The following is a 13,615-nucleotide window of genomic DNA, read 5'->3' as shown; positions in this document are numbered from 1 at the left end:
ATGGCTGCGGATCAAAAAACAAACGCTACGGAAACTCCCGATCAACCTGAACAGCAAGGACTGCGTCAGAAGGTTTATCACGTTATCTTTGAAGCCAATACCCCCTTGGCTAAAGGTTTCGATATAGCCCTGATCATCTGTATTCTTTTGAGTGTCTCTCTGGTGATGCTGGACAGCGTTCAGGCCATTCATGACGACTGGCACGAAGAACTCTACATTATTGAATGGTGCTTCACCGTCATCTTCACCATCGAATACCTGCTGCGCCTGTATAGCATTGGCAAGCCCCTCAAATACGCCACCAGTTTTTTTGGTCTGGTGGATCTGCTTTGCATTGTCCCGACCTATCTCAGCCTCTTTTTTGCCGGTACCGAAGTACTGCTGGTTGTCCGACTGGTAAGGGTGCTCAGGGTATTTCGGGTGCTACGGTTGTTTCAGTATGTGGGGGAAGCCGCAGCACTTGCCAAAGCGATGCAAGCAAGTCGCCGCAAGATCACCGTATTTCTTTTTACGGTGCTCACCATGGTTACCGTTTTTGGCTCTATCATGTATGTGGTTGAAGGCCCGGATAACGGCTACACCAGCATTCCCCGTAGCATTTACTGGGCGATTGTGACCCTGACAACCGTTGGCTACGGAGATATCACACCTCAGAGTAACTTTGGTCAGTTTCTCTCATCAATCGTAATGATCATGGGGTACGCGGTCATTGCGGTCCCTACAGGGATTGTGACCGTAGAGCTTTCGAATACGATGAAACGGCATATGCATCTGGTTTGCCAGGGTTGTGGCGAAGAAGGTCATGATGCGGATGCGGACTACTGCAAGCTTTGCGGCACAGAATTGTCCCGCCGGGATGGTCGCAGCCGTCATTTGAAGCCTATGCCGCTACCGGACAGGCAGAATATTGACCCGGACGAAGAAAGTAACAACAAGAATGACGAAAGCAACCACAAGGATGAAAAGCAAACGCCGGGAGAGCACGACGATCCGCCAACCGGGCAGAAGCCAGTCTGACCCAAACCCTTGATACAAAAAAGGCCTGCATCGGCAGGCCGTTATCATGTCGAACCAAACAACTATTTATCCCCGTAACGCTTGGCCACTGCTTCGATAAATTCCGGCTGAAGGTCTGCTAACGCTTCCTCTTTAAGCGCTTCCGATAACCCCTCAATGAAAATATCACGCTCTTTGACCAGCTCTGAGTGACCGTATTCATTACTTTCCAGATAGTAGACCTGCATCAGACCTTCATAGTAAAAACGTAAAATCCGCTGTGCATCCTCATCATCCGCCGCAACCCCTTTTTTCAGCTTATGCATCCGGTTGGTGATTCGCGCCAGCATACGCTTCAGACGAAAAACATAGAGCAGGTCTGTCAGTCGGGGATCATTTTTATAGAAAGAAAATACGAGGCTGGTGATCAGAACCCCCACAAGAACGCCTGCCAGGTTAAGGTAGAAATTTCCCCCGTCAGGATTTCCCCAGGTGAGCACCAGAAACTGCCCACTGGTCATCGCCGTTACCGCGAAGCAGATAATCAGAACAACGCTGACTTTCCGACTCAGTTTTAAATACTCTTGTTTATCAATCTCTTGTATCTGCATGTTTCCCTCATCGCTGGCGAAATAGCCACCTCTTAATCAGCCGTGCTATTTTAGCCCTAATTTGATGGCGGCACCCAGTAAAGGTTTCCCGATCCGATAAAACACAGGCTTAACAAGGTTGTACTGACAGATGACACCGAAAAACCTGATGCACCTGCTCTCCAATGATCACGCTTCCCATATCTTGCTGGAGCAGCTGACCCATGCCTGTCAGGGCTCGCTGGTCATCGATCGCCAGTGTCGCATCGTCTGGATCAGTGACGCCTACCGCAAACTGCTGGATCTGCCGGATACTCTGGATGCCGCCGGACTACCGGTCGAACAACTCCTGCCCTCATCCCAGATGCCCAGAGTGGTACAGACCGGCAAACCCATGTTTGTCGACCTGATGGAGATTAACAATCAGTGGTGTGTTGTAAACCGCCTGCCCCTGAGAAATGAGGCCGGTGACGTTGTCGGCGCGCTTGGGCTGATCTTTCATAACGATCTGGATGAACTTCAGCCTCTGTTTGATAAGTTTGCCCGTCTGCGCCGCCACTTTGAAAAAGAAAACCTGCTGCGTACCAGTCGTTATCAGCTGGATGACATTATTGGTCAGTCCCCTCAGATCACCCAGATGAAACGTCAGGCGCAACGGGCGGCACAACTGGATACCACCCTGCTGTTGCTGGGTGAAACCGGCACCGGTAAAGAGCTGTTAGCCCAGGGGATTCATCAGGCATCTCCCCGACATAACGCCCCATTTGTCGGTATTAATATGGCCGCACTGCCGGAACCTCTGGCAGAAGCTGAACTATTCGGCACAGCAGCCGGAGCCTACACAGGAGCAGATCGCAAAGGGCGGATCGGCAAAATCCAGCTGGCGGATGGCGGCACCCTGTTTCTGGATGAGATTGCAGAGATGCCCCTGGCGATGCAGGCCAAGCTGTTGCGGGTTCTTCAGGAGCGGGAAGTAGAAGCGCTGGGGTCGAACCGACTGATCAGTGTTGATGTGCGTATTATCGCCGCCACCTCAAAGAATCTGGCAGAACTGGTGGAACTGGGACAGTTTCGTGCTGACCTTTATTACCGGCTGCATGTTCTGCCGATTCATCTGCCGCCCCTGCGCCAGCGTCAGGGAGATATCGCTCTGCTGGCTCAGCACCTGCTGGCGGATATTCAGAAACAAACCCACCTGCCGGAACTCCAGCTGTCGGACTCCGCCCTTCACTGGCTGAACCGCTACCACTGGCCCGGCAATGTACGGGAGCTTCGCAATCGCTTAGAACGTGCCTGTGTGATGGCTGAAGGCGAGCAGATCAATCCACAGGATTTGGGTTCCGATGACCCGATCTCAACGCTCAACCAGCTGAATCCGGCCTCAGCCGATCCGGCTGAACAGAGCACAGTTCCGATGCCAGATTCAAAACCAGCCCCAACCGACCTGAAGACTCTGCAGCAACGTCATGAATGTCAGCTATTAGAGCAGGCACTGCAGCAACATCAGGGCAACCGTACCGCAGCAGCGAAAAGTCTGGGTATCTCAAGGGCTACCTTTTATAACCACCTGAAACGGTGCCAGCAAAACAAGAAAATGTCTGAAAAATAAGAAACTGTCTAACCTTGTGGACACCCCTGGCAATTATTAGACAAAAAATCGTACAGCCCTCAGCCACCAAATCACCTAACCATTTGTTTTTAAAGGACTTTATCAAGCTGGCTCAAACCTTGTAATAGCTGACTCCAGATCTGGCTCAGAAAGAGCCTGCTTTTTTACTTTTCAAAATTGAAAAACAAAAACAATCTGAGAGTTATCACAATGGATAAGTTAATCAGCGCCCAACAGGCGGCCCAACTCATCGACGACAATGCCACAATCGCCACCGGCGGCTTTATCGGCATCGGTTTTGCCGAAACACTGGCCAAGGCGGTTGAGCAGCGATTTCTGGAAACCGGACACCCCAACAACCTGTCTCTGGTTTATGCCGCCGGTCAGGGTGATGCTCAAACCCGGGGTCTCAATCACTTTGCCCGCAAAGGTCTGGTGAAGAAGGTGTTAGGCGGACACTGGGGACTGGCGCCGGGACTAGGCCGTATGGCGATGAATAACGAGATTGCCGCCTACAATCTGCCTCAGGGGGTTATCTGTCATCTGTATCGAGATATCGCAGCAGGCAAACCCGGCACTCTGACCCGCGTTGGCCTGCACACCTTTGTCGACCCCCGACAGGATGGCGGCAAGGTGAATCAGGTCAGCGAAGAAGATCATGTACAGCTGATGCCGATTAATGGCGAGGACTACCTGTTCTATAAAAGCTTCCCGCTGGATGTGGCGCTGCTTCGCGGCACTACGGCAGATGCTGAAGGTAATATCTCCATGGAGCGGGAAGCCCTGCCCCTTGATGGTCTTGCTATCGCTCAGGCGGTGCATAACAGCGGCGGCAAAGTCTTTGTGCAGGTGGAACGTCTGACCGAACAACATCAGCTGACACCGGATCGGGTGCGTATTCCGGCAAGCCTAGTGGATTACGTTATTGTTGCCCCGGCGAAAGATCATCCGCAAACCTTTGCTGAGAGCTATAACCCCGCCTACACCGGCGAAATCCGCGTACCTCAGACACAGGTCAATCCGGTCGAACTGGATGCCCGTAAGGTGATCGGCCGTCGTGCGCTGCTTGAGCTGAAAAAAGGCGGTGTGATCAATCTGGGCATCGGCATGCCGGAAATGGTGTCACAGGTGGCAGCCGAAGAAGGCCTGCTCAGCAGTTTCACCCTCAGCGTTGAACCCGGTGGCATCGGCGGACAGCCCGCCAGCGGTCTTAGCTTTGGCGCAGTAACCAATGCGACCTCGGTTGTGGATCAACCGGCTCAGTTTGACTTCTATGATGGCGGCGGTCTGGATCAGGCCTTTCTGGGACTTGCGGAAACCTGCCCGGAGGGACATGTGAATGTCAGCCGTTTTGGCCCTAAGCTGGCAGGTGCCGGTGGCTTTATCAATATCACCCAGAACACACAGGAAGTCTTTTTCCTCGGCACTTTTACCTCCGGCAAGCAGGAGCTGACCTTTGAAGGGGAGTCCCTGCAGGTGCTCAGCAACGGCAAACAGAAGAAGTTCTGCCAGTCCGTGCAGCAGACCACCTTTAACGGTGAATACGCCGCACAAAAGGGTCAAAAAGTGACCTACATTACCGAACGTGCCGTGTTCCAGTTAACGGAGAAGGGGCTGAGACTTACAGAGATCGCACCGGGCGTCGATCTTGAAAAGGATATTCTGGCGCAGATGGATTTCAGGCCGGAGATTGCGGAAGACCTGATCGAAATGGATCACCGCCTGTTCCGCAAAGGCCCCATGAATATCCGCTACCCGGGGAGCACTCCGGTAAAACAACTGCGTTCGATGTTTAAAGAAGCCTCACTCAGGGCCATCGCTACAAAACCGCAAGCATCAGCTCTGGCCAGCTAGAGAGGTTATCGTTCTGTTAACGGCCCTATAAAAAAACAGGCAGCCAACCATCAGGGATAAGCTGCCTGCTTTCTGATATACGCGCGCCTAAAATCAGTGATGTGTATCACCAGCTACCGGCTGACCTGTCATCAGCTTGGTCACATATTCGGCACGGCTGCTGCTGTTCACCGTACGCTCTTTCTCATTGCACCAGGCAATCAACGCCTCCACATCAACCGGAACCTTTACGACCTCAATGCCTTTGGCGGAGAAAGTCTCAATCATCTCTTCTGTTTTTTCTGCCCATTCCTGCCAGTTGCTCTCCAGCATATCGGCGTCATCAGTCACTTCCAGAAAACGTTGCCACTGATCTTCTTTTATCCAACAAATACCTGCCTGATGCTGTATCGCCATAATCCTGTCCTGTTCACCTGTACCTAAAGCACTTAAATACCCATTCAACCTCAATTAAAAACGAGGCATTAACGTTAATCTAACCGAACCCTAACACAGTTTTACAGGCTATTTCAGTGGCTATTTCAAAGCGACCAAGCCTGCTTTATCGGGTTTTGTGACCTGTAGCAGATATCGTTAACATCAGGCCAAAAATAAGCGGATCACTTAAACCTGCAAAAATTAAACATCAACCAAGATGTACTTTCTGAAAACAACATCTTTGATGCACAATGGAAGAACAATAAAAGAGAATGGCCATGACATCAGAGACTCCGGATCCAACTCATCTGCAAGCATTGCTGCGCCATTGCCAGCAACAGCAGCCGAAAGCACTTAAGACGCTCTATAAAGCGACGTCTTCGCATCTGTTTGCGGTTTTGTTGCGTATCTTACGCAATGAGAGCCATGCAGAAGATTGCCTGCAGCAGGTCTATCTGAAAATCTGGAACAATGCCGGGCAGTACAATCCGGAGATTGCCCGACCGATGACCTGGATGAACACCATCGCCCGTAATCAGGCCCTGGATTGGTTACGCCGTCATAAAAATGATCAGCTCAACGTCAGTGATGAGGTTCTGGTCCAACAGGCCGATCACTCGAGCCAGACCGATAACCTGGCACAACAACGGCAGGATTCGGATCATGTTCACCGGTGTCTGCAAGAGCTGAAAGATGCTCAACGCCAATGCATTGAATTGGCCTACTTTGAAGGCTATAGCCATCAGGAGCTGTCCGAGCGACTCGACCAACCGCTGGGCACTGTAAAAACCTGGATTCGTCGTGGTCTTGAGAGGTTGAAAACATGTCTGAATCCAATCATGTAACCGAACCCTATGACCTAACATCACCAGAGCAGAGACATCTGGCTGCTGGCGAGTATGTGCTGAACACCCTATCTCCGAGAGAGAAAGCATCCTTTGAGGCACTGCTGGCTTTCAGTCCCGATCTGCAGGCCGATGTTCAACAGTGGCGGGAAAGCCTTCAGGTTCTGGACACCAGCCTTGATCCGGTAAAACCTCCTGCACGTTTATGGAAAAAGATTGAGCAGCAGATTGAACCGGCACGCATGGGCTTTAGCCTTAAATTCTGGCAATTGTCAGCGATGGTTTCGTTTTCTTTTGCACTGGCACTGGCCACGGTGCTGCTATTCAAACCACCCATGATCAATGCCGATACTGCCGATCATCTTTATGTGGTTAATTCTCCGGAAAAGAATCCGGCATGGTTGGTGAACGCCAGCATGGATCGTAGTCATCTGATGGTTCAAACCGTAAAGCCTGCATCCATTCCTGATGGAAAAGTCTGTAAACTCTGGCTCAAAGTCGGTGATCAATACGCGATGGTGGGAACCCTGCCGCACTCCGGCCTGATTAAACTGGATGTCCCCCAATGGATGCAGACCCAGCTGGTTAATGCTCAGATTATTGTCAGCGTTGACCCGATGAATAGCGATAATAACCCTGATGAGATGGGGCCCGTAGTCGATAAAGGGGGCTTTATGCCACTTCAGGGATCTTTAAGGCGATTCTGATGCCCAACCCAACAGACTAAGGTGCTGTATTGCTGTAAGAATGCCATCAATCACCACCTTCTTTTATGAGCATGATTAGATATAAGTAAAAGCTGTCTTAGGACAATTTACGCTTAAGGATGTCACACGCTGAAACGATGAATGTAACGGAAAGTTTAAAGATTCACTGCTAAAATGATCCGATAATAAAAGCACGGATGCATCTTCTGACCTAAAGATTCAGCTATGCGTCCGCACCGTTAGTTAAGCCCACATGTCCGAGGGAGTGTTATGAATCTTCAGGAGTTTACGGTAAAGGCCCGCCTTTACTTTCTTATAGGCTTGGCTGTAGTGGCGATGGCCATACTGCAGTTTATGTCCCTACAGGATCACCGCGATGCCCTGTTTGAGGATTCGAACCAAAAGGTCAAAGCGTTGGTCGAGTCAGCACATACCATGATTTCGGGCTATGCCGACCTGGCAAAATCCGGTGCGATGACTGAAGAAGAAGCCAAGGCCGCAGCCAAACGCTCTTTAGAAAACATGCGCTATGCCGATGGCGAATACTTTTTTGTACTGAATTACGATGCCGTTACTCTTGCTCATGGCGCAGACTCTTCCGTTGTAGGCCGGGATCTTTCCGGTGTCAAAACCCAGGATGGGCAGTTTGTCTTTAAAGATATCGCTGATCTTGGCCGTCAGGGCAAGACCGATGGCTATTTCACCTACCGCTGGCCTAAAGAAGGCTTTGATGAGCCAAAACGTAAAACATCCTATGTAAAAGTCCTGCCTGAATGGCAGTGGGTTGTTGGTTCAGGTGACTACATCTACGAGATCGAAGAGCTTTTTGTTGATGAGCTCATCCATGCAGCGATTCAACTGGCTGTCGTTCTGGCTATTATGCTGGCTGTTGCTATCGCTATAACCCGCTCTGTAACAGAGCCTCTGGCTCAGGTAAGCAAAACCATGGAGCAGGTGGCAGGCGGCGACCTTCGCGTTCGCGTCAATATGAAAGGGAAAGACGAACTCAGTGCCATGTCCCGCTCAGTGGATCACACCCTGCAAACCTTTCAGGATCTGATCTTCCTGCTGACCAGCTCGGTGAATCAGTTGCAGGGTTCAGCTGAAGAGCTTGCGTCCACGGCAGAGCAAACCAGTACCGGCATCCGTCGTCAGTCTGAAGAGACTGACCTGCTATCCACTGCAATGAATGAAATGTCGGCTACCGTTCAGGAAGTTGCGCATAACGCCAGTGCCAGTGCTCAGGCAACCAATGCAGCGGATGAAGAAGCGGATGAAGGCAACCATGAGGTTGAAGACACCGTTAACAAGATCACTCATTTGAGCCAGGAGGTTGAAGAAGCCTCTCGTGTAATCCGTGCTCTGGAAAGCGATACCGAAGAGATCGGTACCGTACTGGAAGTGATTCAGGGCATCTCCGAGCAAACCAACTTGCTGGCTCTTAACGCCGCCATTGAAGCCGCCCGTGCCGGCGAAAGCGGACGTGGTTTTGCCGTGGTTGCCGATGAGGTTCGTCAGCTGGCGCAGCGCACTCAGGATTCCACCAAAGAGATCCGCGACATGAACGACCGCCTGCGTAACGGGGCCAGAAACGCAGTGGAAGTGATGGAACGCAGCCGCAAATGGGCCGAAGAATCTGTTGAAGCCGCAACACACGCCGGTGAAGAGCTGAAGATGATTGTTCAGCAGATGCAGACCGTGCGTGATATGACGGCTCAGGTTGCAACAGCCACAGAAGAACAGAGCGCCGTTGCTGAAGAGATGAACCGTAACCTGGTCAACATTGTGAACGTTTCTGCAGAAGCAGCCACAGGTTCTGATATGGTTGCGGCCAGCAGCGAAGAGCTTTCTCAGCTAGCGGTTCAGCTACAGCAGAACATCTCCAGGTTCAAGTGCTGATCGGTTAAGGCAGGCTATCACTAACCCGGTAGTCTGAAACTGAACAAAAAAAGCCCCGCGTCATCACACCTTAACCGGTTTTTGAAGCGGGGCTTTTTCGTGATTACAGGCCAATCGTAGCGCCCTGCTCGGCCTAACTGTTCAGTCCTTGCTTAAAAGCTGAGAATCCAGCCCTTTAGGTTTCTCATTCGGCCAGTGCTGATGGCGGTTAAAGTAACGCTCCAGCAGGCGGAATATAAAGATAATCAAAGCACTGATCATCAAATACATCACACCCGCTGCCAGGAAGATTTCCAGAGGCGTATAAGTGCGGGCAATAATGGTTCGCGCCATGCCTGTCAGGTCCAGCAAAGTGATGGTCGATGCCAGAGCACTGCCCTTCAGCATCAGAATCACTTCATTACCATAAGAGGGCATCATAATGCCAAAGGCACGGGGCAGAGTGATACGCTGCAGCATCTTCGGATAGCTCATACCCAAGGCTTTTGCCGCTTCAATCTCACCTCGGGGGATCGACTGAATCGCCCCCCGCAACAGTTCCGCGATATAAGCCGCCGTGTGCAGACCAAAGGTGATCACCGCACACCAATAGGGCTCCCTCAGAATCGGCCACAACGACGACTCTTTAATCCACTCAAACTGAGACGCGCCGTAGTACACCAGAAAGATCTGGATCAGCAGCGGTGTGCCACGAAAAAAGAAGATATAGGCGTAGGGCAGTGCACGTACCCAGATCTTGTCAGATACCCGAAGCAAGCCCAGAGGGACAGCCAGTAAAACGCCGATCAGTCCGGAGAAAAAGACCAGCTCCAGCGTTAAGAGCGCGCCATCCATCAGTTTTGGGATATTCTCCCAGATAACAGTCCAATCCCAATTCATGAGCGTGCCCCCTGATAACCACGATTGGCAAAGCGTTCCAGATAGTACAGACCTGCCATGGAGATTGAGGTCAGCAACAGATAGACACAGGCCGCGGCCAGATAAAAGGTGAACGGCTCTTTGGTATAACCTACGGCAACAGCCGCCTGACGCATCAGCTCATTCAGGCCGATCACAGAAACCAGTGCCGTGTCCTTCAGCAATACCAAAAAGAGGTTACCCAACCCTGGTAACGCAATACGCCAAACCTGAGGCAGAGTCACTCGTTTGAACGTCTGAAACTGTGTCATACCCAAAGCAACAGCCGCTTCTTTCTGACCTTTAGGGATCTCCTGCAGAGCGCTGCGGAAAACCTCAGTCGCATAAGCACCAAAAGCGATACTCAGTGCCGTCACACCGGCAACAAAGGGGCTGAGCTCAATATACTCGTCATAGCCGAATTGACTGGCAATCCCCATCAGCACGGCAGACGCGCCAAAGAAGATCGTCAGAACCAGTAACAGTTCGGGCATCCCCCTGACAAACAGGGTGTAACCATTACCAATAGCACGAAGAATTCTTGAAGAAGACACCTTGGCTGATGCCCCCAGCAAACCAAAAATCAGGCCTACTGCCAGACTGCACAATGCCAGCTGCAGCGTAACCCAGGCACCGCTTATGAGCAGATGACCAAAACCTTGCAGATCCATAGGAGATACCGATGACGTATGGGATAGGTTGAAAAAGTAATGGCCGCTTGGCGGCCATTACAGATCAGACGAAACGCCCGGTCTTAGTAGATAGAGAACGGAAAGTACTTCGCATTGATGCGGTCGTAAGTGCCGTTTTCCAGAATCGCTTTCAGCGCTTTGTTCATTTTCTGGCGCAGCTTGTCGTTCTTACGAACAGCGATGCCGATCTTGTCATCAATATCGACCTTCTCACCTTTAAACTCAAACGCCTGACCTTCATCAGAGCGCAGCCAGTCGTAGGCAGGCAGCTGGTCAGATACGATTGCGTCCAGACGACCGGAAGCCAGATCCAGATACGCATTGTCCTGAGTGTCGTACAGCTTAACGCTTACTTTGTCGCCCAGGTTATCTTCCAGGTACTGACCTGCGATAGTCGCACGCTGTGCACCAATCGCTTTACCCTCTACCTTTTCAGGGGAGAACTTACTCTTCTTAGGCGCAACAAAAATCAGACTGTTGGAGTAGTAAGGATCAGTAAAATCAACGACACGGCTACGTTCAGGAGTAATCGACATACTCGCGATAATCGCATCGTATTTACGCGCCATCAGCCCCGGGATAATACCATCCCAGTCCTGAGCGACGATGGTGCAATCAGCTTTCATCTCTTCACAAAGAGCTTTAGCGATATCAACGTCAAAACCTTTAAGCTCACCGGACTCATCGATGAAGTTAAAAGGTGCATAAGCACCTTCGGTCGCAATGCGGATTTTGTCCGCAGCCATACTGAAAGGAGCGGTCAGGGTCGCTGCGACTACAGCCATACCGGCCAGAGCATGTTTCAGATTCATTGTGGATTCCTCTTGGGATTTATTTTAATTATCGCTGTGCACCAAAAAAGGTTAGCTCACCTAACGGGCACATTTTTAACGCCATGGTAAGGCACCATAAGCAGAAAAAATCTTAAATGTGGCTACTCAAAAACTCGCGGCAGCGCTCAGAGTCCGGGTTACCGAATACTTTGTCCGGCGGCCCCATCTCTTCCACCTGTCCCTGATGCAGAAACACAATCTGAGACGATACATCACGGGCAAAACGCATCTCATGAGTCACAATAAGCATAGTACGACCTTCCGCCGCAAGATCACGCATGACCGCTAACACTTCGTTCACTAATTCCGGGTCAAGTGCAGAGGTTGGCTCATCAAACAGCAACACCTGCGGATCCATCGCCAAAGTGCGGGCAATCGCAATACGTTGCTGTTGCCCACCGGAAAGCTGGCTTGGATAGTTATGACGCTTATCGTAAAGACCGACTTTCTTCAAAAGCTCTTCTGCGCGGGCAATCGCTTTATCTTTGCTACGCTTTAAGACGTGCACTGGCGCTTCAATGATATTTTCCAGGACAGTGCGGTGTGGCCAGAGATTGAAATTCTGAAATACAAAGCCGATCTCGGAACGCATGCGTTCCAGCTGCTTTTGGTCTGCAGCTTCTAATTCACCGCCTTTGTTCTTTTTTAACTTTAGAGATTCACCCGCTACGGTAATCGTACCGGATGAGGGGGATTCCAACAGATTGATACAACGCAGGAACGTGCTCTTTCCAGAGCCGCTGGAACCTAAAATGGAGATGACGTCGCCGTCACGGGCTTGCAGGGAAATGCCTTTTAAAACTTCTAAGGAGCCATAACTTTTATGGAGATCTCTGATTTCCAGAGCAACAGGCGCGTCGGACATGGGGGCGCTTCCTGATATCAAATGAATTGTGAATGTTTTTTTAATTTTAATTCGGCGTGTTAGACCAAGGTGTCATTTTTAAAGCAATCGTATGAATTTTTCCAGTCAATTTTCCTGAGAGGTCCGCTGAGTGAAAGCCAAATGTCGCGACTTACTAAAAAAAGACAGGATATGTTTCCTAACTTAATGGAACGTGCTCAAACATCGTGACAGGCAATTATTTGTAAACCATATTTTACATACAGAGATAAAAAGCCTGAATGAGAGGTGCTACGATGAAATCCCTGAAACAATGGTTTGATCTTCCTTGGATGCAAAACAAAACGCCGGATGATAAGCACTTCTACCGAAGGGGGTTTACCCGCCGGTATCTGGCCAGAAAGCGCCGGCTGAAAGACCTCTGGATCGGCTCTGGCATACTCGCAATCACCTTTCCTGTTCCTGCTTTTCTGATGATTCTAGCCCTGCTGTGTTGCTTTATCAGCTTTGCATTTCTGGATGAGTATCCTCTGTAAAAACGGTTATTTCAGCCAGAAAAGTATCATTGGCATATCATCCATGACAGGGATCATTTTGTTTGCTTTGCAGTCAAAGTTGTTAACAGATTTAAACCTATTGCCCCTTTGGCCGATAATCAATTCAGAGTCAGGTTTAGGAGAAAGTCATGGTATTTGCCGTTTATGAACAGGGGATGCGCATTCAAACCCCGCGCAAGTCGCTGTTGGGCCGAAGAGGCATTGATGCTCTGCGGGAAACCGAGAAAACCCGTCGCTTATCCGATACTGACAGTGATTCAAGTCATTTGGGACGCTTGGCGGAACAGCCCTTCGAGCAGATTCAGCGCAGTGCTATTCAGCGCCGTCAGGAGCATCTGCATCCCAGCGACGAACAATCCCGTGAGGACAAACCGGATCAGGTCGAAATCTCCAGAAAGGCCCTCAAGGCTTATTCATCAACGGAGCAGAGCGATGGCCATGATGAACGGCCAACGGTCAATGCTGCCATGATCATGTCTACGCCCATTATTTCTGCTGAGTTTGACCAGAATCTGCAACAAGGCTGGCGCCTGATGCAGCAGCATCAGGTTCACCATCTGCTACTGCTTAACCGTAAGGGGGCTTTGATGGGGCTGGTTTCCGATAAAGACATTCTTAAGGTTACTTCTGGTGTAGGGGATATCGATCTGGAAGGACGCTCTGCCGATGAAGTTATGCTGGGCGACCTGATCAGTCGGCAACTATTGACTGTCAGCCCTGAGGCCTCTTTACTGGATATAGCCCACGCGATGCTGGAACAAAGATTATCGTCTCTGCCAGTCGTCACATCCAAAGATGAGGTTAAAGGCATTATCACCCGAACCGACCTCTTGCAGGCGATGGTTAATGGCAAGCTTGAAGCCTGGTACTAGCAT

The 13,615-nt window shown here is 50.6% G+C and carries 14 protein-coding genes; 8 read left to right on the top strand and 6 right to left on the bottom strand.

The window, feature by feature from the left end:
• A complete protein-coding gene (locus AC4GL5_RS03900; protein ID WP_490381480.1) occupies positions 1-1,017 on the top strand; it encodes an ion transporter in 1,017 nt (338 codons plus the stop codon).
• A 62-nt stretch (positions 1,018-1,079) separates the two neighbouring features.
• On the opposite strand, the gene AC4GL5_RS03895 is transcribed toward AC4GL5_RS03900, so the two are convergent.
• Positions 1,080-1,607 carry a DUF3087 family protein gene (locus tag AC4GL5_RS03895; RefSeq protein WP_490381479.1) on the bottom strand — a complete coding sequence of 176 codons (528 nt, stop codon included), beginning with the start codon at positions 1,605-1,607 and terminating at the stop codon, positions 1,080-1,082.
• 130 nt (positions 1,608-1,737) lie between these two features.
• On the opposite strand from AC4GL5_RS03895, the gene AC4GL5_RS03890 reads away from it, so the two are divergent.
• Entirely contained in the window at positions 1,738-3,195 is a 1,458-nt protein-coding gene (locus AC4GL5_RS03890) for a sigma-54 interaction domain-containing protein (protein WP_490381478.1), read from the top strand.
• Between the two features lie 210 nt (positions 3,196-3,405).
• Entirely contained in the window at positions 3,406-5,049 is a 1,644-nt protein-coding gene (locus tag AC4GL5_RS03885) for an acyl CoA:acetate/3-ketoacid CoA transferase (RefSeq protein WP_490381477.1), read from the top strand.
• Positions 5,050-5,142: 93 nt separating this feature from the next.
• On the opposite strand, the gene AC4GL5_RS03880 is transcribed toward AC4GL5_RS03885, so the two are convergent.
• Positions 5,143-5,445: a hypothetical protein gene (locus AC4GL5_RS03880; RefSeq protein WP_490381476.1), complete on the bottom strand. Its 303-nt coding sequence runs from the start codon at positions 5,443-5,445 to the stop codon at positions 5,143-5,145.
• Between the two features lie 299 nt (positions 5,446-5,744).
• Here AC4GL5_RS03880 and AC4GL5_RS03875 point away from each other — a divergent pair, with 299 nt between their 5' ends.
• The 3 genes from AC4GL5_RS03875 (at position 5,745) to AC4GL5_RS03865 (ending at position 8,917) form a co-directional block, all read left to right on the top strand.
• Positions 5,745-6,311 (top strand): RNA polymerase sigma factor, encoded by a 567-nt coding sequence (locus AC4GL5_RS03875; RefSeq protein WP_490381475.1) that lies wholly within the window; start codon positions 5,745-5,747, stop codon positions 6,309-6,311.
• On the top strand, positions 6,290-7,018 hold the full coding sequence (locus tag AC4GL5_RS03870; RefSeq protein ID WP_490381474.1) for an anti-sigma factor: 729 nt from the start codon (positions 6,290-6,292) through the stop codon (positions 7,016-7,018). Before AC4GL5_RS03875 ends, AC4GL5_RS03870 begins: the two co-directional genes overlap by 22 nt.
• 270 nt (positions 7,019-7,288) lie before the next feature.
• A complete protein-coding gene (locus AC4GL5_RS03865; protein WP_490381473.1) occupies positions 7,289-8,917 on the top strand; it encodes a methyl-accepting chemotaxis protein in 1,629 nt (542 codons plus the stop codon).
• 141 nt (positions 8,918-9,058) lie between these two features.
• Here the strand turns inward: AC4GL5_RS03865 and AC4GL5_RS03860 are convergent, their stop codons facing one another.
• The 4 genes from AC4GL5_RS03860 to AC4GL5_RS03845 form a co-directional block, all read right to left on the bottom strand.
• Positions 9,059-9,796: an ABC transporter permease gene (locus AC4GL5_RS03860; protein WP_490381472.1), complete on the bottom strand. Its 738-nt coding sequence runs from the start codon at positions 9,794-9,796 to the stop codon at positions 9,059-9,061.
• On the bottom strand, positions 9,793-10,485 hold the full coding sequence (locus AC4GL5_RS03855; protein WP_490381471.1) for an ABC transporter permease: 693 nt from the start codon (positions 10,483-10,485) through the stop codon (positions 9,793-9,795). Before AC4GL5_RS03855 ends, AC4GL5_RS03860 begins: the two co-directional genes overlap by 4 nt.
• A gap of 83 nt (positions 10,486-10,568) precedes the next feature.
• The gene (locus AC4GL5_RS03850; RefSeq protein ID WP_490381470.1) at positions 10,569-11,318 is read right to left on the bottom strand and encodes an ABC transporter substrate-binding protein; all 750 of its coding nucleotides are present in this window, start codon (positions 11,316-11,318) and stop codon (positions 10,569-10,571) included.
• A gap of 112 nt (positions 11,319-11,430) precedes the next feature.
• Positions 11,431-12,204 (bottom strand): ABC transporter ATP-binding protein, encoded by a 774-nt coding sequence (locus AC4GL5_RS03845; RefSeq protein WP_490381469.1) that lies wholly within the window; start codon positions 12,202-12,204, stop codon positions 11,431-11,433.
• 275 nt (positions 12,205-12,479) lie between these two features.
• Between AC4GL5_RS03845 and AC4GL5_RS03840 the strand changes: the two genes are divergently transcribed.
• Together AC4GL5_RS03840 and AC4GL5_RS03835 are read left to right on the top strand one after the other, a co-directional pair.
• On the top strand, positions 12,480-12,719 hold the full coding sequence (locus AC4GL5_RS03840) for a hypothetical protein (protein ID WP_490381468.1): 240 nt from the start codon (positions 12,480-12,482) through the stop codon (positions 12,717-12,719).
• A 149-nt stretch (positions 12,720-12,868) separates the two neighbouring features.
• Positions 12,869-13,612: a CBS domain-containing protein gene (locus AC4GL5_RS03835; protein WP_490381467.1), complete on the top strand. Its 744-nt coding sequence runs from the start codon at positions 12,869-12,871 to the stop codon at positions 13,610-13,612.
• Positions 13,613-13,615: the final 3 nt, after the last annotated feature.

The organism is Oceanospirillum sp. (genome assembly GCF_982874595.1).
This window is presented reverse-complemented; position numbering and strand designations above follow the sequence as displayed.